Source organism: Mycobacterium sp. MUNTM1 (assembly GCF_054660795.1).
The window spans coordinates 60,688-81,377 of the sequence record NZ_BAAGDE010000005.1 but is presented as its reverse complement, the minus strand read 5'-3'; the positions used below and the strand labels follow the sequence as shown (position 1 = coordinate 81,377).

At 59.9% G+C, this 20,690-nt stretch carries 16 protein-coding genes and 1 tRNA gene; 7 read left to right on the top strand and 10 right to left on the bottom strand.

Going from position 1 to position 20,690, the window contains the following annotated elements; genetic code table 11:
* Positions 1-223 precede the first annotated feature (223 nt).
* Complete coding sequence (locus ACYQ8K_RS04525; RefSeq protein ID WP_065030662.1) at positions 224-439, top strand: hypothetical protein; 216 nt, start codon at positions 224-226, stop codon at positions 437-439.
* Positions 440-697: 258 nt separating this feature from the next.
* Here the strand turns inward: ACYQ8K_RS04525 and ACYQ8K_RS04520 are convergent, their stop codons facing one another.
* Entirely contained in the window at positions 698-940 is a 243-nt protein-coding gene (locus tag ACYQ8K_RS04520; protein WP_459967196.1) for a hypothetical protein, read from the bottom strand.
* 1,036 nt (positions 941-1,976) lie between these two features.
* On the opposite strand from ACYQ8K_RS04520, the gene ACYQ8K_RS04515 reads away from it, so the two are divergent.
* Positions 1,977-3,080, top strand: a complete 1,104-nt coding sequence (locus ACYQ8K_RS04515) for a hypothetical protein (RefSeq protein WP_459967195.1) — start codon at positions 1,977-1,979, stop codon at positions 3,078-3,080.
* A gap of 353 nt (positions 3,081-3,433) precedes the next feature.
* On the opposite strand, the gene ACYQ8K_RS04510 is transcribed toward ACYQ8K_RS04515, so the two are convergent.
* From ACYQ8K_RS04510 to ACYQ8K_RS04490, 5 genes are all read right to left on the bottom strand, one after another.
* Positions 3,434-3,823 carry a hypothetical protein gene (locus tag ACYQ8K_RS04510; RefSeq protein WP_459967194.1) on the bottom strand — a complete coding sequence of 130 codons (390 nt, stop codon included), beginning with the start codon at positions 3,821-3,823 and terminating at the stop codon, positions 3,434-3,436.
* Between the two features lie 16 nt (positions 3,824-3,839).
* Positions 3,840-4,355 carry a hypothetical protein gene (locus tag ACYQ8K_RS04505; RefSeq protein WP_459967192.1) on the bottom strand — a complete coding sequence of 172 codons (516 nt, stop codon included), beginning with the start codon at positions 4,353-4,355 and terminating at the stop codon, positions 3,840-3,842.
* Between the two features lie 49 nt (positions 4,356-4,404).
* Entirely contained in the window at positions 4,405-5,250 is an 846-nt protein-coding gene (locus ACYQ8K_RS04500) for a DUF4185 domain-containing protein (RefSeq protein ID WP_459967191.1), read from the bottom strand.
* Positions 5,251-5,285: 35 nt separating this feature from the next.
* Positions 5,286-6,059: a hypothetical protein gene (locus tag ACYQ8K_RS04495; protein ID WP_459967189.1), complete on the bottom strand. Its 774-nt coding sequence runs from the start codon at positions 6,057-6,059 to the stop codon at positions 5,286-5,288.
* Between the two features lie 127 nt (positions 6,060-6,186).
* Positions 6,187-6,372, bottom strand: coding sequence for a hypothetical protein (locus tag ACYQ8K_RS04490; protein WP_459967188.1), 186 nt, complete (start codon positions 6,370-6,372; stop codon positions 6,187-6,189).
* A 188-nt stretch (positions 6,373-6,560) separates the two neighbouring features.
* Between ACYQ8K_RS04490 and ACYQ8K_RS04485 the strand changes: the two genes are divergently transcribed.
* The 3 genes from ACYQ8K_RS04485 to ACYQ8K_RS04475 all read left to right on the top strand — a co-directional run bounded on the left by ACYQ8K_RS04485 (position 6,561) and on the right by ACYQ8K_RS04475 (position 9,343).
* Positions 6,561-7,331, top strand: a complete 771-nt coding sequence (locus tag ACYQ8K_RS04485; RefSeq protein WP_459967187.1) for a methyltransferase domain-containing protein — start codon at positions 6,561-6,563, stop codon at positions 7,329-7,331.
* A 146-nt stretch (positions 7,332-7,477) separates the two neighbouring features.
* Entirely contained in the window at positions 7,478-9,133 is a 1,656-nt protein-coding gene (locus tag ACYQ8K_RS04480; protein WP_459967294.1) for a serine/threonine-protein kinase, read from the top strand.
* A 3-nt stretch (positions 9,134-9,136) separates the two neighbouring features.
* On the top strand, positions 9,137-9,343 hold the full coding sequence (locus tag ACYQ8K_RS04475; protein WP_459967293.1) for a YncE family protein: 207 nt from the start codon (positions 9,137-9,139) through the stop codon (positions 9,341-9,343).
* 146 nt (positions 9,344-9,489) lie between these two features.
* On the opposite strand, the gene ACYQ8K_RS04470 is transcribed toward ACYQ8K_RS04475, so the two are convergent.
* The 4 genes from ACYQ8K_RS04470 to ACYQ8K_RS04455 form a co-directional block, all read right to left on the bottom strand.
* Positions 9,490-9,564, bottom strand: a tRNA-Ala gene (locus ACYQ8K_RS04470).
* 257 nt (positions 9,565-9,821) lie between these two features.
* A complete protein-coding gene (locus ACYQ8K_RS04465; RefSeq protein WP_459967185.1) occupies positions 9,822-11,198 on the bottom strand; it encodes a restriction endonuclease subunit S in 1,377 nt (458 codons plus the stop codon).
* Positions 11,195-12,625: a class I SAM-dependent DNA methyltransferase gene (locus ACYQ8K_RS04460; RefSeq protein WP_459967184.1), complete on the bottom strand. Its 1,431-nt coding sequence runs from the start codon at positions 12,623-12,625 to the stop codon at positions 11,195-11,197. The genes ACYQ8K_RS04465 and ACYQ8K_RS04460 overlap by 4 nt, the downstream gene beginning before the upstream one ends.
* Positions 12,622-15,231 (bottom strand): type I restriction endonuclease subunit R, encoded by a 2,610-nt coding sequence (locus tag ACYQ8K_RS04455; protein ID WP_459967292.1) that lies wholly within the window; start codon positions 15,229-15,231, stop codon positions 12,622-12,624. Before ACYQ8K_RS04455 ends, ACYQ8K_RS04460 begins: the two co-directional genes overlap by 4 nt.
* A 669-nt stretch (positions 15,232-15,900) precedes the next feature.
* Here ACYQ8K_RS04455 and ACYQ8K_RS04450 point away from each other — a divergent pair.
* Complete coding sequence (locus ACYQ8K_RS04450) at positions 15,901-18,528, top strand: hypothetical protein (protein WP_459967183.1); 2,628 nt, start codon at positions 15,901-15,903, stop codon at positions 18,526-18,528.
* Positions 18,518-20,689 carry a hypothetical protein gene (locus ACYQ8K_RS04445; protein ID WP_459967182.1) on the top strand — a complete coding sequence of 724 codons (2,172 nt, stop codon included), beginning with the start codon at positions 18,518-18,520 and terminating at the stop codon, positions 20,687-20,689. The genes ACYQ8K_RS04450 and ACYQ8K_RS04445 overlap by 11 nt, the downstream gene beginning before the upstream one ends.
* Position 20,690 lies beyond the last annotated feature (1 nt).

Genomic DNA, 20,690 nt, shown 5'->3' with positions numbered 1-20,690 from the left:
GGCCCGTCGAAACCGCCGAACCGCCGTGCGCCTTTTCATGCAGCCGCGCGTCTTGCCGGACGATGTCGATGACCGCGATCGGAAGCATCGGACGGACGCCGCAGCATCGTCAAGACCGCCACGACGTTGCGGTGCGATAACAGGTGGCACCCATCCGGCTATCATGTGACGTAGACCACACCTGGTCTTGGTATGTTGCGGGCGTCACACCTAAGGAGATTTCATGGTTGGCGTGGATCGCTCTCGAAAGTCCGTCATCGCCCCCCGTGCCGGCGCGGCGGTCAATTCACACCGTCTGCTCGTCGCCTTTCTGACCGTCACGGTTCTCATCTGCGCGATCGTGGGCGCCATCGCGGCCGCGGCAATGGGACAAACCACCGCCGCGCTTCTCATCGCGCTGGTGGCCGGTGGGTGGTTCTCGGCCGCTGTCCTCTGCTAGCCATTGGCGGCGCGGGCCACGAACCAAAAAACCCGCCCGACCGATAGGTCGCAGCGGGTTTCCCAGTGGAGCTAAGGGGACTCGAACCCCTGCCTTGACCAGGCAATATGCGTCTGAACTGCCGATTCGTTGCGCCTCCGTCCGGTTCAGTCCCGTTCGTTACCTGCGGATTCAGTTTCGCGTCTTGACGCCGTCAAAGAAGCCGTGAGCGGGAAGCTGGCACCGCGTCGGTTGTCGTCGCCGGGGTGGTCGAACCTGTTACACCTTGGCTCCCAACAATCCAAGCAAGGCACCAAGCGTGGACTTCACCACGAAGTCGAGAACGCCGAGGACGTTCAGCTGTGTGCCGGTCGGGTGGGCGACCACTATCCCCAGTGTGACGTAGCCGCAGAGAGAGACTACAAAGATCACGATGACGGTGATTAGCAGCAGTCTGTAATTGGGGCCCAGGAACATTTGTGCGCACGGTTCATCGCCTTCCGCGATGAACCTGGTCCCCACCGGGTTCTGGCCTCGGACATTGCGTCCAGGATCGGCGTCCCGACTCGCACCGGGTGCTGGCCTCAACTAACTAGATGCGGTGCTAGTACACCGCTCGATGATGGGCGGAATACCGCAGCTAGGACGGTGTGTCGCGTCCGTAGCGCTCGGCGAGGCGTCGCTCCAGTTCGTCGACCGTCATGACATCGAATGGCAGCAACCGTCTCTCGCTCTGCATCGTCGGCTTAGAAGGCCCGATGGCCCGCGTAGGCGGTCGGTATTCCAGGTCACGCTGCGTTAGAAGGACTTTCTTGATTATCGGCTTGCATGCTGCCTGGCGGATCCAGCCAAGTACTTCGTCGCGGTCTAACACCTGATCACCATGTTTCAGCAGCGCACCAGCAAGTCGGGGTAGCCGACCAAACCGGGCGTGAGCAGTGCGCGAACACCGTGGCGGATGGGTGCGCCAAGCGGCTTCCCGCTACTGCCGAGCAGCTGCTCGTGCTCGTCCGCCCAACGGCTCGCAGCCTTGTCCGAGAGGACACGTCCATCAACGGTGATTACCGTGGACAGCGGCGGGTTGACTAGCCAAGAAGTGGTGAACAGGGCCCGTGCGCAGTATCACCGCCCCGGCCGAGCTGCGCCCCGCATCGCTGGCATGCCACTCGCAGCGGCGGATCGGATAATTCCCGCGCGTCATGCAGTGCGAATCCGGTCAACGCCAGCACCTCGGGGTCATCGGCCTCAAGCCGCAACAGTGTCACGGTTCAGCTTCCCCACGCGCAGCGGCCAAGTGGCGCGACCTTACGCAGGCCAAGATACATGCGACCTCCCCATGGCGTTGATAGCTCCGGGGTATGACACGCGACGCAAGAGGTCTTGGACCCGCAGTTTGGCTGCAACGAATTCGAAGTCGAGGCCACGGGCCAGCCCCAGAAAGACCACAATGAAGGCGTTGATCACACGGCCTACACGCAATCTTGGCCGAGCCGCTCATTCTTGGACCCGGCAGCCCTTGCTTCGAGGGTTTGTCGGCGGACCGCGCTATTTTGTGGCAATGCGCTGGTATGCCCGTCCCGAGAACGACGCCCTGCAGTTGAGAGTCGCGCCTCGGCTGGCGTCGTGGAACAAGGCCGACCACCCCGACCAGGTTCGGCTGCGGGCGTATCTGGATGACACCGAAGCGCTCCTTGCCACTTCGCGGATCGATGGCCCATGGGCGCTCCGACTTGACGTCGGGCTTCCCGCTGCGCGTGATCTTCTTGACGCAGCCGATCTCGACAACTATGCCTATCCACTCGCCTACCGATTACGAAATCTCGACCTGGTGTCGGTGTGGTGCACGAAGCAGCACCGCGAGCGGTCGTTGGTGCGAATCGACGCCGCCCGGGACGTATCGCCACCGTCCACGGACGTGCTGATCGTGAAGACAACTGGATCGGCATCGACTGCCGCTTTTAAAGAGCAGATCCGTGCCTCCGTCGTAGACTCAACAGAGCTTCCGGCTGGACCCGTTAGGCTGGAACTCTCTTTCACCGTTGGTACACGCAGAAACTGGCTGAACCTGTGGAAGCCGACAATCGACTCACTCGACCCAATCCTGGGGCGCACCTACCCAGATCACGCATGGCATCCACGAGACGGCAGGATCACCGAACTCGGCATGCACGTCAATGTTGACCCCACCGCAGGCAATGAGATCGTAGTAGGCATCGCTGCCGCTCAGGGCCGAACCGACGTAATTCCCCCGCACCGCCTGAACGATCCAGCGGTCAGCCAGGACTCGATGTCCGATGCTGCGCGGTCGCCCGCCGGAGAACCCGTCGGTCAAGAATCGTTGCGGGAACCCGGGATTGGCGTCCAGAGCCCTACGCCCGTTGAGTTCCGTGACGACGATACGGGCTATCTGACGTGGCTCATCGGCCACCCCCATGGCTACGTGATCAACATCGCGCGCAACTACAGCGCAAGCGCGGCACGTGTGCACCACGCCGGTTGCAGAACGATCAGCGGCCAGAATCCACATAAGGGGGTGTGGACCGGACCATACGTGAAAATTTGCGCGGCACAATTGGCCGACCTGGACCGCTGGGCCACTAACACCGTGCGTGAGCCGATCCCGCCGTGCGGGACCTGCCGTCCGAAGCGCCGAGATCGTTGAGATGGTTGCGAGATGCGGGTTCATTAACCCGCTGAGAGACGGTGTTCTGAGACACCTTGCATGAGACGGACTTTTGAGACATAGCGACCAGGCAGAACGAGAGGTGGACCACCGCTCTTCTGCCCGTCTCACATGTGCTCTAATTTGAGACAACTATTCTCGGCCGCGTTCGAGACACATTGGTGGTGACCTGCAGAGCGCCAACGCCGCCGTCGCGTTCAAGCAACATGCGCCACGGCGCGCGATAAGGTTCACCTGCTCCGAACCCGGCCTGCTGCAGAACATCTGATTTCTTGGAAGGTTTCAGGTCGGTCGTGCTCACCGGTTGGGCCGGAACTGCGCGAAGCTTGTCGCTAGGTGTCTTGCTCCTCGGTTAGCCGTTTCTGGCGCATTCTCCATTCGTGCTGTATTTGGCGCTCGCAGTAGGTCTCGATGCGCTGCCGCTCATCTGGCGGGATGCTGTTGCCAGCATGCGGGTTGTCGTCGTACCACTCGGCGATCATGTCGTCGACCAACTGGCGGTACTTCTGCCGGAACCGCTCCTCCTCCTCCTCCTGGTCGTGCTTCTCAGGTTCGGGACTGTCGACTCGTGAGTCCGTTGGCTCAGTTTCGAGGCGCTCGCGTAAACGGCGGATGCTACTGGGGTTTTCGCCAATGGCGCGGGCGATCTCGTCGTCGCTGGGAAGCTTGCCGGTGCGCAGAGCCTCCTGCATGAAGGGATGGAAGTCGGAAATATCGTTCATGTCAGGGGCTTACGCATCACACGTGCGGCAGCCAAATGGAGCCGTGCGGTGAAAGCACGAACCCTCGGCCCTGGGGATCCTTACACGCAGTCATGCCCGAGTCGTCGACTCCGCAGATCACGCCGTTGACGGTGATGGAGTGAAAGGGTGGGAGGGTTTTCAGGGTGTGTCCTTCGGTGTTCGGTCCTTCGGTCGTTGGGTGCGGCCCTGCGCCGGTGCTTATCGCGTTCACGCGTGGGGAGCCGCTGGAAGATGGTGAGGCTGGTGGTATTCCAGGTAGGTTGTTGCCCGTGCATCCTGCTGAAGGAGGGTTTCCGAAGGCGCAGACTACACCGTCGGGAGTAAGGAAAGAGGTAACGTCCAGGGTGGTCGGCCGTCCGGAATTGGGGTACGTGACGGCGTAGTCAGCGGGGTTGACGGGCGCGTAGCTGCTGAGGTCGGGGAATTTGAGAGGGTCGGCATGGCTGGCGCATGAAGTGCTCACGGCTACGCTGATGATGCCGGTCGCCAGGGCAAGTGTTTTGGAAATCATTGTCTTCCTATCGGCTGCGCGTCGGGATACTTTCTGGGAGACGGCCAGGTCATCTGTTTGGGTTGACTTGGATTTGTTGAGTGTCGTAGGGCGCGCCGAATGGCACTCCGCGCGGGTCCAGGCCGGTGTTCCATTGGCTGACAAAAAGATTGAGGTTACTCAACGTCGATCCGGGAAGTATGTAGCCGCCGTATGGCTGGTACACCGATGTAGGCGTGGTTCCCGCATCGTTGTGAGCGATGGTGGTAGGCGTACTGTTGGTAAAGATTTCGGTAGGAGCTCCAGCGCCGACGTGGACCTCCACGGCTCCGGGGCCCGCAGTCACGTTGAAGCCGGTAAGAACTGGTTTCCCGTCGATCTCGCGAAAGCTGATCTCACCAAAGCGGGTATTGGGCTCGGTTAAAGGTGCGGCTTGTTGTCCATGGCTGCCCCAGCCATCGCCGGTCCACGGTTGCCAGGCCCCTCGGTCGGTGACGTGTTCGGGGTCGACACGGTACATCGAGATGCCCTGGCTCCGATCGAAAGAGTCGGCTGCGATGTAGACCATGCCGTCGGCTTTGCTTTGGTAGCCGCTGATCTGCGTGACCGGTGAGTAGTCAGGGTTGGGTGTCTTGCCGTCGGGCAGCGTGGGATTGTTCGAGCGCCACGAGTTGTCGATGGGCTTCCAACCGGCGGCGGGATTGTCAGTGACCTTGGCAAGCCACGATCCGCCTGTGGGTATCAGATCCTTGGTGCCTGCCACCATCATGTAGGTCGTGCCGTCGTTCATCCGAATACTGCCGGCGGGCAGCGTGTTGCCCGATGCCTTGTCAGGCAGAGGGAACAGCACGTTTTTGCCTTCGGGTCCGCTTAAGGGCGCTCCGAAGTGTGCACGGCCTTGCGGGTCGAAGGTCACCGGAACTGCCATCGACGGGTAGTGGGTGCCCGCCCCTACCTTGTCGCCAGTAACGAATCGCCGAACACCGCAAATTTGTGACCTTGACCATCTTCGACAACTTCGCCCAGGTCCGCGGCTCCAATACCGGGGATGCCTGGATTGGCGCCGGTACCCGCGACGGGTCCAAGGTTGCGGACAGCTCCGGGCGGCAGGGGCGGCGGGGTGTCGTCCACCAACACGATCTGAGGTCCGTTGGGATTGGTGGTGTCGCTTAGCAGGTGTTTGGCGTCGTTGATCGCTTTGGCGGTCTCGGCGTCGGCGGCGCCCAGCTGATCAGCCAGCGCCTGTAAATTCGTGGTTTCGGTGGCGGCCTCGTTGCTGCGCTGTGTTTGCAGCTGGTCCACTTGGGATTGCAGGCCCGCAGTGCCGTCGGGGTCCATCAGTTTGGCCAACGTGCGTGCTGTTGCGTAGTCGTAGGTGTCAGTGACTGCCCAGTCCTCGGACACGGCGAAGTGATCACCTTCGAGCCCTTGGGCTTTGGTCTTGAGCGACTCGATCATCGGCTGCATCGCCTTGGCGCCGTTTTCGTAGGCGTCGGCGAGTTTGTCGTAGGCGACGGCCACGGCCCGGTCTTGCATGTATTCGCGGTCGGCCCGCTCATCGAGGGCGTCTTTGGTGTGGCCTTGCCAGTCAAACCCAAAGATTTGCTCGTGGACGCGCCCGGCGGATTCCAGCACCTTGTCCGCGGCGGTGCGCAGCGGCGCGGCGAGGTCACCGAGCGCCATGGCGTTGGCTTTAATGACGTCGCTCTTTTGGGGGCGACCCATGGCGTGGTCCTCGAATCAGCTTGCGGCCGCGATGGTCCTCACCGAACGACGACCACTTGGTTGAGATCACCCATGCTGCCCAAACCGTCGCTGAGCATGCTCGACAGCGACATCTGCCCGGGCATCATCAGGTCGGCCAGCTGAGCACGCGGTCGTGGGCGTCTGCCAGCGTCGCGGCAGTGGCAAATCCGGGCAGGGCGGCCATCGCGGCGGTCGCATCTGGCACCGAAATCCCAGTCACCACACCGTTCTCCGCGCCGATCCGCTCGGCTCCGGCAAGCACGTTCGCCGGGGTGATGCTGAATCCACCCACGTCAAACCTCTTTCAACTGCGTGTGGTACTCACCAAACAAGCCATGAGTAGTTACGATTTTAGACCCTGATCAACGCCGCTTCTGCACAAGTGATCGGCGCCCATGCAAGCGCGTGATGGTGGCGAAATTCGCTGAGACGGCCGTTCTCGGAGTTTGAGGTTGCGCCTTGCGTGGGATGATCGGCGGCGTGACGCGTTCGTTCGATGAGCTGGTGGCCGAGGCTTGTTCGGTATCTGTTGAGGGCTGGGATTTTTCGTGGCTGGCGGGTAGAGCTACCGAGGAGCGGCCATCGTGGGGGTATCAGCGATTGTTGGCTGCTCGGCTGCCGCGGGTGGCGTCGGCGTTGGACATCTACACCGGTGGGGGCGAGGTGTTGGCTGGGGCTGGTCCTGTTTTCCCGCCGACGATGGCGGCCACCGAGAACTGGCCGCCTAACATCGCTCCGGCTACTCGGCTGCTGCATCCGTTGGGTGTGGTCGTGGTGGCCACCAAGGATGATGAGCCGCCGCTGCCGTTCGCTGAGGCAGCGTTCGATTTGGTGTGCAGTCGCCATCCCTCGGCTATTTGGTGGGACGAAATCGCTCGGTTACTTAAACCGGGCGGCACGTATTTTGCCCAGCATGTGGGTGTCATTTATTTGCGTGCGCTAATCGAGTACTTTGTTGGCGCGCAGCCGCAACGGCGGATTCGGGGACAGCTGGACCCGGAGACGGTCAGCGGTGAAGTCGCTGCCGGCGGCCTGGAGGTGGTTGATCTGCGGCATGAGCAGATCCGGCTGGAATTTTTCGACGTCGGGGCGGTGATTTATTTCCTGCGCAAGTTGGCCTGGGTGGTGCCCGATTTCACCGTCGCGAAGTATCGGGACAGGTTAATGGAGCTGCACCGGCAGATCCAAGCCAATGGGTCGTTTGTCACTTACACCTCGCGGGTGCTGATTGAGGCTCACAAGCCGGGTTAAGCCCATTTGGGTCACCCCTAGGTGGGATTGGTGCATAAACTCCGAAGCATTGCGATCCCGTGGGGGTGGTGGTGGTAGAGGAGCCGCCTGGTGGCGATACGACAGCGGAGTGGCGGGCCGAAAACGAGTTCGGCCATTACCGGCTCATGCGTCTGTTGGGTCACGGCGGGTTTGGCGAGGTGTTCGCGGCGGTGGACACCAAGAAGAACCGCACTGTTGCGCTCAAACTGTTGCCGCCCTCGTTTTCGGCAAACCCGGTGTTTCGAGCGCGATTGTTTCGGGAGGCCAGCACCGCAGGGCGGCTCAATGAGCCGCATGTCGTTCCGATCCATGACTACGGAGAAATCGACGGCCAGCTCTACATCGACATGCGGCTGGTCCCGGGCTCCGATTTGCGAGCTGTGCTGGAAGCCAACGGACCGATGGATCCGGTGCGGGCGGTCTCGATCGTCTCCCAGATCGCCGCGGCCCTGGATGCTGCGCATGCCGAGCAGATCGTGCACCGTGACGTCAAACCGGCCAACGTTCTTCTGGCGCCTGGTGACTTCGCCTGCTTGGTCGATTTCGGGCTGGCGAACGCCGCGAACGACGCCAAACTCACTAGCGCCGGCAATACCATCGGCACCTTCGCCTACATGGCGCCCGAGAGAATCACCGGTGACGAGATCGATTACCGCGTCGATATTTACGCGTTGGCCTGTGTGCTCTATGAATGCCTGACCGGTGCGTGCCCGTATCCGAGCGGCGATATGGCTGCGCTGATCGCAGCGCACCTGACCTCTCCCATACCGGCCCCCAGTCAAAAACGATCAGGCATTCCCGCCGGGCTCGACGAGGTCGTGGCCCGCGGCATGGCCAAGGCCCCCCAAGACCGCTACCCGAGTGCCGGCCAACTGGCCGCTGCGGCCCACCGGGCGCTCGCCCCGTCACCGGGCCAGGGACAAGCCACGGCCGCCCCGGTAGCTTCGGGCGGCGCCACCACAGCGCCGCGGCGTTTAGTCACGCGTCCGCACACGATCGCGTTGCTCGCTGCGCTCGCCGTTGTCGTCGTCGCGGCGACCACGATTGCTTACGGGATCAGCCACCGACACCACAAGCCCGTAATCACCCCGCCCAGCACCGTTTTCGCCAATCTCACCGCCACCATCCCGGTCGGCAAACATCCGGAAGGAGTCGCGGTCGACCCAGCCAGTCACACCGCCTACACGGCGAATTACGGAGACAACAGCGTGTCGGTGATCGACACCGCCAGCCACGCCGTTAAGGCCAGCATTCCCGTCGGGCGCGGACCGCTTGGGGTGACCGTCGACCCCACCTCGCGTTTTGCCTACACCGCCAACAACCGGGATGACTCGGTGTCGGTGATCAACACCACCAGCGGCACCGTCACCGCCACCATCAAAGTGGGGACCAACCCATGGGGTATCGCCGTCGACCCTGCCACCCACACGGCCTATGTGGCCAACAATTGGGACAACACGGTATCGGTGATCGACACCAGCAGGCGCGCCGTTTCCGCCACCATTAATGTCGGCAAACACCCAGAGTGGGTCGCCGTCGACCCCACCACCCACACCGCCTACGTCACCAATAACAGTGATGGCACCGTATCGGTGATCGACACCGCCAACCACACCGTCACATCCACGACTATTAACGTCGGTAACGGCCCGCTGGGAGTAACGGTCGACCCTTCTGCCCATGCCGCCTACACCGCAAACTACGGCGACAACAGTGTGTCGGTGATCGACACCAACAGCCACATCGTCGGCGCCACAATCAAAGTCGGTACCAATCCCTAGGGCATCGCCGTCGACCCCGCCACGCACACCGCCTACGCCACCAACAGCACCGATGGCACCGTGGGAGTGATTGACACCAACAGCCACACCGTCACCACAACGATCAACGTCGGCAACCGCTTATGGGGCATCGCCGTTGACCCTGCTACCCACGCCGCCTACGTCACCGACAGCAACGACACCGTGTCGGTAATCGCACCAACTCGTTGATGTGTGAACATCCCCTGCCAATTACAGGCCCCAGGCCCAGCGAGTGCGGAATCATCACGCCGCCCGCGGTAGCGCATACTCGCGCCCCAATCTTGACGGAGATCTGCGCCAGTGAAGTCCGCTGGCCATAACCTGCCGTTTCCCAGTGGAGCTAAGGGGACTCGAACCCCTGACCCCCACACTGCCAGTGTGAAACAGGTTGTGCTGGGCTGTGTCACAGCGTCTAGTGCATGTCGATATGTGCACGTCGTCGGACCGGTTCGGTGCTTACATGTCCAGAGCGTGTTTGCGCGTGATCGAGCGTCTTAGGACACCGCTAGGACACGCCGAACGGGTGTTCGGCGTGTCCTAAGCCCGCGCGAGGTTCGTAAGCGGCAGTGTGAAGCACGCGGACGCCGAGGGCCGAAACCGCCTAAGTGGATTGGGCTGCTACGGCAGGTCGAGCGCTACACGCAACACGTCGGTAATTTCTTGGGGCCTATTTGGTCAATAGTTCGCCGCGGAACGCTTTCGCGAGAACAGCTTGCGAGATGCGGTCCACCCGCTTGCTTACAGTGTCAAGACGAGTCGTGAGTCTTCCGGCGCCTGCGAATAGGTCCTCCACCCTCCGGACGATCTCATGTTGCTCATCGGGCGGCGGGACTGGTACCGGACACTCTCGAACGTCCTTTTGGTTGATGCTCGCTTGGTTTACCGCCCACTTTGCGTTTCGAGTTAGCCGTCGCCTGCCGTTGAGGGATGAGAGATACAGGTTCACATAACGGGCGGACATCGGAGCTTTGAGGCGCACCCGCATCATGTTGCTCTCGAACACGGCTGGCACATGACGCGTTTCGACGTAGAGACTTTTGCCCAGGTGGGATGGGCTGTTCACACGGTTGACAACGAGGTCACCAAAATTGAGCGCAAATCTGCGCTGCTCGTCAGGGGTCGCCGACACGAGCTTTAGCTCGTCTCGTGACCGGCTAGCTCCCAATTGAAAATCCTCTATACGGAGTATCGGGACGCCAGTTCCGTACCGTGTCGCAGGCAGGTAAAGCCCATTCTGGATGGAATCGATAGTCAGCTGGTCGATGGTCATCCACTTCCAGTCCACTGGGATCTCGGATAGCTCTACAGAGTCGTCGATCGTAAGAGGTTTGCGAAGCTTCGGCGAGAGTGACGTTCGAGCGAGCTCGACTTCCCGCTCGAAGCAATCGAAATCGAAGGTGGACGAGACATCATCCGTTAGGCGGCCAGAGCAGGCAGCAGCGAGGACGGATTGGCGGAAACGCTCAACCACGCGTTGCGATGTCTCTATGTGCGGGCGCGCACTCGATTGCTTCTCAATTGCGCGCTCGATTGTGTCGATAATTGGTTTCCGCACAGTAACCGGCGGTATAGGCAACAGTGTGTCTTTGAGTAAGGCGTACTGGACGCTCTGCACTGTGGTGCCGTCACGACGGCTGCTCTGTAGCAATGCCTGAGCGCTAGCTCGCAGAAACAAGGCGAGCCACTCGTTGAGCAATGGCTCCTCAGAGTAAAAGGCCTTCATATCTTGGTTGATGGTGACGGGAGAATCTGCGATCGCCACCGGCAACGAGTGAGCGAGGATGCCACTACGCACCACGACGAGAACACACCCAATGGGGCATACTTTCAATCCCGTTTCGTCGACGGCCTTTCGTGTTACTGAGTGAGTACTGGAGCTGAGGCGAGCCGCCTTCACCTCGCCAGAGGACACCCACGGTATGCCGTGGCCCCAGTAATCGGCGTTGGATTTCGACGGCGTGTGACCGCCCCACGAGGCAAACCGATCGCCGATCCTCGAAAGCTCCCATCCTTCAGGCAGGACTTGAGGAGGCGATAAGCTCACAGGTCGACTCCGTTACCGCAACCCTCTATCAGCTTCTGCAAGTCGGAAAGATCGTCAAGGGCGAGCTGCAGCTCCTCCATTGCCTCGGTGATGAGTTCCTCGGGCTCAGCCAGAGCATCGGGATCGTCGAGATCTTCATCGCGGATCCACTTGAACGCGTCGAGCTTGTAGTGGGCTGCTTTGATGTCATCGATTGTGAAGCTGCGCCAGCGTCCTTCGATGGATTGCTTCTCAGATCGCTTGCTTGAGCCGTTGGGCTCATCGCCGTAGCATTTTTCGAACTCCGCGAAGTGCTTTGGGCTGAGCGGTCGACTTTTCTTGGTGATCTTGGGAACGTTGGATCGGGCGTCATAGATCCAGGTGCGCTCGGTTGGCCTGCCCTTGGTAAAGAAGATGACGTTGGTCTTTGTGCCTTCGGTGTACGGGCTGAATGTGCCTCGCGGGCAACGTAACACGGTATGAAGGTCGCAGTCTTCCATTAAAACCTGGAACACTTCACCCGCCTGCTGGGCGAACAGAACGTTGTCCGGTACGACGACAGCCGCTCTGCCCCCCTTCTTAAGAATCGTCAAGACATGCTGTAGAAAATTGAGCTGTTTGTTACTGGTCTGGACGACGAAGTCCTCACGGTCAGGCGCCTGGTTGGCCCCTCTAGTGCCAAACGGCGGGTTCATCAGAATGACGTCGAAGCGTTGACTGCTCGGGGCCTCGTAGATCGAATCGCCAAATGCGATGTGCGGCTGAACCTTGTGGAGGTACAGGTTCATTAGCGCCAGACGTCGCGGTCGGGGCACAAGTTCCTTGCCAAAGTAGGTCTTTGCCTGAACGCGCTTCGCTGTATCTCGGTCAAGCGCGCCGCCTTCAGTCCGATCTTTCAACCACTCATACGCGACGACAAGGAACCCGCCAGTACCGACAGCGGGGTCGCAGATCGTGAAATCCTTACTTGTACGAGGGTCCGGCTTCATACAGCGCACGATCGACCGAATGAGTATGCGGGGCGTGAAGTACTGTCCTGCGCCTTTCTTGCCCTCACTCGCAGCCTTTTCCAGCAATCCCTCGAAAGCAGCGGCCTTGACATCAGTGTCTATGGCAGTCCACTGGGTCTCGTCGATCAGACCGATCAGCTTTTTGAGGTTAACGGGGTCGTTGAAACGATTCTGAGAGCTCGAGTAAATGTCGCCGAGTATCCCGCGCTCCTTGCCCAAAACGCGCAGCGCTTCGGTGTAGGCGTCGAGAAGACCACTGCCAGACTGCTTGCGTATGTAAGGCCAATCAGCGTGCTCGGGCACTTCCACACCCTGCTCGTCCGCCATCTTGAGGAATAGTAGGTAGGTCAGTTGCTCGATATAGTCGCCATAGTCAATGCCGTCGTGGCGAAGGATGTGGCAAAAGCCCCAGAGTTTGTTAACGACATCTACGCTCATGCGGCAACTAGCTCTCTATTGAGATCGTTGACTAGTTCTTCGAGTTGGCCATCGAACACCCGGTTAGCTCGACCCCAGCCACCACGATCCGACAGAATCGGTATCACTTCGAAGTCCTCCCTGTCGATGCTGAGATTCATCACCAAGTGTTGCCGGATGTACTCCATCCACTTTTTCTGCTCGTCAGTCAGCTGCCGATGACCGACTGCCTCAGCGACAGCAGCGTTTACCCGCTCCTCCGCGGTCAAAAGGGGCGCTTCATCTTGCGCCGCGCGTTTGACCATAGAGATGATGTCGACCAAAGCCTTCTGGTGAGTGGCCTTGAACGCCTTCTGAAGGTTGTCGACCGTGAAGTGCTCGGGTGCTTGGCTCAAAGCGTCTCGCAGGTCTCGCAGAGCATCGGGGCTCCAGTCGTTAGGACGCCCAAGCAGGATCTGCAGTGCCTCAATCTCTTCCTTATGATCCTCGACAAATCCAGTGAAATGATGCAGGTAATCCTCGGGCTTGTACTCGATGCCGACGCCGGCCTTGATGAGCCACTCCGACTCGACTACATCGATCACTCCGGGGGCGACGACGAAAGGCGATCGCGCCCTCGGGTACTCGTTGCAGAGTAAAAGAAACTCGGGGTCACGAAGGATCTTCATCGTTCCGATGAAGTCGCTAAAGAGTTTTGCGGGTAGCTCCACGGCGAACCCGGCAACGTCGCCGTCGGGAATGAAGCGGGCGAATAAGTCGCGAGCATCGCCGCTCATGTCTTTATCGATCCGCTGCAGCCGCTTAACGAGCCGTTTGATGTTGTGTTCGCGGTCGCGGTTCTGCCAAATATCGTCGACTATCTGCTGAATCGTTTTGCTGTCCGTCTTGGGTGGTTCAACCGTCATACCGGTCGCCTTACGGAAGTACTCAAGCAACGTGCCGTCAAAACAGTCGAAAACTGTGAAGTGTGTCTTGGCGGGCGTCAGGTCAGTCGAGCGGCGGGTACCGCGACCCAGCATCTGCTCGAACAAGATGCGCGACTTTACCCGTCGCAGCAAAACCAGGAATTCAAGATCCGGGATGTCAACGCCGGTCGTCAGAAGGTCAACTGTTACAACTATTTTCGGATTCGGGCGGTTACGAAACAAGCGAATCTTCTTCAACGGCCGGTCAACTCGTCCAGTAATCTTGACTACGAAGTCCTCCCCTTGACCGAACACGTCCTTGACCAGTTCAACCAATTGGTCGGCGTGTGACACGTTCGGCAGGTCGTTGGCGGCGAAAATCAATGTCTTTGGAAAGCGGCCAGTCTCGGCGTGATGAGCTTCAGCGTACTTCTTCAGTTCGGCGAGCACTTTACGGTTACTGTCCGGCGCCGTAACCTCACGCTCTACCTTCGATGGCTCATATTCACGCTCGTCGTCAAGCAGATCCAGCTGGCGGGCACCTGTGTCCGGATCGACCAAATCGACTTGCTCGCCTTCCTGGAGGAATACGCCCTTCATTTTGACGTCACTACGCACCCGCACAACGTCATAGTCCACCAACCAGCCTTCGCGCACGGCCCGCTCGTACTCGTAGCGACCAACTACATTCTCGAAGTACGCCATCGTGTGCGCGGCCGGCGTGGCTGTCAGCCCGACTTTGATGGCATCAAACCAATCCAGCGTGTCCCTCCACGCTGATACCTCACGCGCCGAGTACCCACGGTGGCACTCATCGGCCACGATCAGGTCGAAGGCATGGATTGGAATGTCTAGCTTGCTCGCGTCGTCGTCATCACCATCGTCATCGTCGCGGTGGATTCCAGCATCACGGCCAAAGAGGTTTATATTCATCCGCTGTATGGTGCTGACGTATACAAACGCGTCGCCGAGTTTGGGATTAGTCAGCAGTGAGTTCGGCATCACGTTGGGATCGAACTTCTCGTCATCGAAGTCGTCGCGCTGGAAACGCTGCGAGTACACCTCGTAGAGCTTGTCGAACTTGAATCCTGGCTCTGCTTCAAAGCTGGCGAACGCTCGCACCGCTTGAGCTGCTAACGCCCTGCGATCGACTAGAAATAGGACCCGGCGCGCAACTCCTGACTTCATCAGGCGATAGATCTCGTTGACCATCATCAATGTCTTGCCAGTGCCCGTCGCCATCGGCACCAGCATCTTGCGCTTGCCATCGGCGATGGTCTGCTCCATCGCGGTGTTTGCCTCCACCTGATACGGGCGAAGGCCCGGATTTAGTGGGATCGTGCGGAGGTCGGCGAGTTCACCGTCAGTATCACGTTCGAGCAACTCACGTAGTGCCATTGGCGTGTGGAAGGTCGCCACCTCACGTGAACGGTTCTGTGGACGCCGCACATCACTGAACCACGTCTGCTCACCGTTGGTCGAGTACAGGAAGGGAACGCCGAACTTGTCTTGGTACTTGGGCTGCTGATGGATCGCCTCGGAGTAACGCTCAGCCTGCGGCAGTACGCCCTGCGCGCCGAACGCAGCTTTTTTTGCCTCGACCACCCCCCGTATAACACCCTCATCGCATAGCGCATAGTCGGCGCGCTCTGGTCGCTCGACACTGCCGACCACGATTCGCCATTCTTCGACAGCCTTCTCGGACGGAACGGCGCTGAGCATTGAGGTCTTGAACGGCGTCACGCCCCACCCCGAAGCCTCCAGACGGGGGTCGATAAGTTTTTTGCGCGTGGCCCACTCGCTCTCCATCGGTGCTGCGAGCACCCTCCCTCCCCATGTCGAGCAAGCGCAGAGCAAATCCGCAGCTCTTCCCGCAGAATGTGCGGGTTCAGCCTAAGCCACATAAAACCGACAGGGGCGGAAATCTGGGTGCGGGCAACTAGGCCGCGACCGCTGCCTGTTCGGCGAGTGCTTGACCGGTCGCTACGCCCGACCCGATCAGGGCTTATGACGAGGGTCTGTAGTCACGCAGTGCAGCCGATGTGTCGGCCCCGTCTGCCATCATCAAACTAGGGCTGCCTCCGCGTATGGAACTGCCCCGCTGCCCGACCAGTTGAGGACATGAATGAACCCGAGGTCGACCCACGAGCAGGCATTAACGTGGACGGGGGCGTGTTCACCGCTATGCATCCAAACTGAGGGGCTTCGGCCGTGACGTCAGGCGGACCCGGGCGCAGAGGCGGTCCGGGCACAGCGTCGGGTATCGACTATCAAGCCCGTCTGGCGGCGTGGTTCGGGTGCGCAATACTTGCCGAGCAGCATGCGGCACCCTTGTGGGAGTGGTCGGAGGTGGATACATATGAGACTGTCCGTGCGGAGACTGGCCATGCTGTGGACGATCTCTACGTCACCAACTCCGCAGGATGCCGCGCGTACATTCAGGCGAAATCCATTCTGAATTTGAGCCGGGCTGAGGACTCTCCGCTTGCATCGGCACTCGGGCAATTTGCCCGGCAGTACCTCGACCCTAACTGGTCAAAGCAAGGTTGCGATCGACTCGTCCTGGCCACAAGTTCTCAGTCAAGCTCACGTATTCGTGTGCAGCTCCGGAGGATCCTAAAGCGCGTCAGGGATCTTCCTCCGGGCAGCAGTCTGTTTGATGCCGCGCAGGGTGCCCAGGAAGCCGAGGTTCTGCAGATAGTGATCGCGCATCTCTCCCGGGAGTGGCAGTCGGTATCGGGCTCGGCGCCCGGGGACGAAGACCTTCGCGCAATCCTGACCTTCATGCGCGTGTCGATACATGATGTAGACGACGAGGGTTCTCAGGCGCAACAAGCAGTTGGATGGCTCCGTACGTCGGTTCTAGAGAATCCAAGTGCGGCCGGCGGCGTGTGGCGGCAGTTGATTTCGCTGGGTGTGGATTTCAGCGTCTTTCAGGTCGGCACAAACCGGCAAAGACTCCAAGAGCGCCTCAGCCAGCTCGGGGTCGAGCTCGTAGCCGCTCCCAGTTTCCAGAATGACATAGGGAAGCTGCTGGCGTACTCGCGCAGCAACATCGAGCGCCTAAAGCGATTCTCAGTGATTCCTGGCGCAAACGGGGAAATGGTCAAGCTAGACCGTAGTACCCCGGATGCGTTGCGGCGCAGCCTTGATGCTGGATCCGTAATCGTGACAGGCGACCCAGGAACAGGCAAGTCGGCGTCCTTCTACGAACTCGCGATGCTAACAGGTGGTACACGAGACGTCGTTCTCCTAACCTCGGATACCTTGGCTGTAAGTTCACTTGGCCAGCTACGGGTCGAACTAGGGCTAGAACACGACGTTGTAGCCGTGCTACAAAACTGGCCCGGCACCCAAAGCGGGTATTTGATCATCGACGCGCTCGACGCGGCGCGCGGCGAACGCACTCAACAGACGCTGCTCGATCTGATCGGCTCTGCGGCGAATACTGCCGAAAGATGGAGGATAGCAGCTTCCGTCCGACGGTTCGATCTTCGTTACAACCTCAACCTGCAGTCACTGTTCGCGACAACCGGCACCGCGACCCAACCAGAGTTTCAATCCTTAGAGTTCGCGCACATTCGTCATTTCAACGTGCCACTGCTGTCGGACGCTGAACTAGAGCAACTTGAGGCATTGGCTCCGCGCCTTCATGCGACCCTCGCGGTCGCACCGGATGAGCTAAGAGAACTCGTTCGCAATCCCTTCAACCTTCGACTCCTGGCCGAATTGGTAAGTCTCAATGTTCAGGCGGCCGAAATTGAGCCGATCACGACTCAACTGCAGTTGTTGGACAAGTATTGGCAGCATCGGGTGCTCGTCGACACTGGTGGTGATGCCTTGGAAGCGGTGCTTCGAACCGCTTGCGAGCAAATGTTGGCAACTCGGTCCATGCGCATCGATCGATCGACGCTTCAACGGGATCCAACGTACGGTGACCCTATCCACGAGCTGCTAAGTCGCCGCGTCCTAATGGAACAGGAGCAGGGCGAGGGCGTTGAGCGAGAAGTGCTGACTTTTTCGCACCACGTCCTCTTCGACTATGCAGTCTCTCGCCTGCTCTTCCGCGGAGTTGAATCGACGATCGTCGATAAGACTCTGGAGACACCCGAGTTACTGCTGATCGTAAGGCCCAGTTACGAACTGCACTTCCGGCACCTCTGGGCATTAGCGGAGGACCGAAGTACTTTCTGGGCCTTGGTGATTGAACTTGCCCGTGCAGCCGAGCTGCCGGAGATCGGTAAGATAATTGGACCAGGAGTCGCGGCGCTTCAAATCGAGCGGCGCGCAGACTTTGAGCCACTTTTACATTCGTTGCAGCGTCAAGAAGACCGACGTCCCGCTGAATTGGCTTTGCAGCATATGATTGGCGCACGGCTGGCCGAGGGGTCGGCGGGCGACGCGATCCCCGACGATCGTTGTAGCGTCTGGTCTGAACTGGCTCTTGCTCTGACCAACGATCTACGTGCTGAAACTGTCTATCCAGTCGCGAGACTGCTGCAGGAATTGTGTGCCAGGTCAGAGCGGTTGACAGCTGAACAGTTAAGTAACTTGGGCTCAGCGGCGAGAAATTTCTCAAAATGGTTGCGAGACAGCCAAATCAAAGACTCGCGCATGCTTCGATTTGCCATCGAGGCGCTAGCCCGAACGTTCGCGAGCGAACCGACCGAATCTGAGCAACTTCTGCGCGACACACTCGCTCCAGATCGGATCCACGAATACGGTTTCATCGAAATTCCCCAGCTGGCAGACGAGGCACGCCGATTGATGGACATGAGCCCAGCCCTTGCGCGAGACATCTATATAGCCGCGTTCGGTTTCAACGAGCAATCCGAAGAGCGGACACAGATCTCCGGCGGGGTATTGGCTCTCTCGTCTACCAAGCGACAGGACTACAACAGAGCACACCGGACGCTCGTCGACGCCTTCCCGGAGTTCATGCGGAACGCCCCCGATGAAGCGATCGATGCACTTAGCGCCATCCAACGAGCAAGCACTCGAGGCAACAATGGGTTTTGACTCGTCGTCAGACAAGGAACCGCCCACCATCGTTTTCGACTGGCTGGGCGAAGCCGTCAATATCGAACCCGACGCGAGTTGCGTCTCCGACGCCTTCAAAGGTGAACTTGAAGAGGCCAGCCCCCTCGACGAATTCGAGCAATGGATCACCGAGCGAGTAGAAGCTCAACCAGAGACAGCAGCCGCCGAAATCGTTGAGATGGTGCGCCTGAAATCTCGTCCGGCAGCGATCTGGCGTCGAGTTCTGGTCGTAGCAGCACGGTTGCCCCAATCATTCAATGCGGTACTGCAGCCACTGACCTGGGCACCCGATGTGCTTGCATGCCTTGATCTGTCGAGCCTAATCGGCGATTTTCTGAAAAGCTCATTCGCGTTGTTTCCCGAAGAGAGTCGACGACGCACGGAGGAAGCGATCCTCAGCTTGCCTGAGGTCCTTGCTTCCGCAGCTGACGATCCAGAAGCGGCGCGTGGTCGGGGTGAGCGCGCCCGCGATCGTCTGCTTGGATGTCTGCCGGAAGATTCCCTGACAACGGATGCCGCACGCGCTCGTCTATCCGATCTTCGCAGTCAAAACGCGGTGCCCGAGAACGTGCCTCCCGTCGGATCGTTCGAGTCTTCATTTGAGAGTTGGACTGAGACGGATCGGCTCGAATCGCACGGAGTGGATACCAGCAGCCCCGCAAACCAGCGAATCAATGACGCGCGCCAACCGGTGACCGCATTCGCCGGCGACTGGGCCAACAGGTCGCCGACAGCCGCGGCCTCAGCGGCGGTTGAATCACGGTTGCGCGAGCTCTTGGCTGTACTGGAAAGCGCGGACCAAGGCGGTGCGGCTCCAGAGCTAGTCGACCTTGGCTGGGGTGACGCCACTCGGGCAGCGGAGACGATTGTTCGCACCGACGGCCTCGCGCTAGACAGCTCCGCGCTTCAGCTTGCTCGGAGTATTTTGCTCGCCGCAGTCCACCATCGGTTGCCAGAGCCCACCAGCGACAGTTCGCAGTTCGACCGGGCTCGGGGGTGGGGCGTACCGGCGCCGCGACTCGAGGCCGCAGACGGACTGTTAAGACTTGCGTGTCTCGAGGAACCCCCTAGTGCTGACGTCCTCCAAGCCCTCGAGCCTCTCGCGGCGGATGGCGCTCCGGAAGTACGCTTCTGCCTGGCAAGGGGTTTTCCACTGTTGCGCCGCTGTGCGGCAGATGTTATGTGGCGAATAGTGGACCACTTGGTGCGGGAAGATGTTTCCACCGCGGTGCTCTCGGCGGTCGCCATCTCGCTTTCCCGTGTAATTTCTCCAGAGGCCGAAAATCGGATACAGGACGGGCTTGAAACACTTTTCGAACGCGGTAAGTCGGATCGACCCGGCGCAGAGGAGCTACGACGCGCGTCGGTAGAAGTTTCGGCAGGCATGTACATCTGGCGCGGCACGAGGAAGGCAGGACAGTTCGTACGTGATGATGTTATCGCGGCGCTCGAATCTGACCCACAGGCTGCTGAAGCCATCGTGCGTGTGCTTCGGCAGCCGCTAATCCATGGGGATGATCCGAGCCTCCCTGAGGATGCAGCCGTTAGGTGCCGCGCCATAGAGCTTGCGAAGCTTACGCTGGAGGCGGCCAACACCGCGTTTAGTCATCAAATGGAACAGCTGCGTGGGATCGAGCAGCCGCCCGACGGCCATCCCCTGATTTTGAATGCTGTTGCTACAGGCCACCTTATTGAGGGCATTTCGTGGGAGATCTACTTTGCCTCGGGGGCGCGCGATCGGGACCGGCAATCCGCATCGGACGTTTCGGAAGCAGTTCGCCAGCGGTTCTATTGGGAAGCAGCCGAGCTTTTCGATGTGCTAGGCGGGGTGCCCATTGCTGCTGTCACGCATCACGTCCTAGAAGCACTTGAAGTTTGTATTCCGTTTGACCCGCGCGGCGTCTTTCTTCGCATCCGTGCAGCCGTAATGGCCGGCCGCGGAGGCGCATACGAACTCGATTCCATGGGGGCGCAGTTGGTGGTCAAGCTAGTTGAGCGCTACCTGGCGGAACACCGGACTCTGTTGCAGGAAGACGAAGTGTGTCGGGCAGCACTCGTAGAAGTCTTAGATATCTTCGTTGGGGTCGGCTGGCCCGCGGCGCGACAACTAACGTACGGATTGCACGAGATCTACCGTTAGG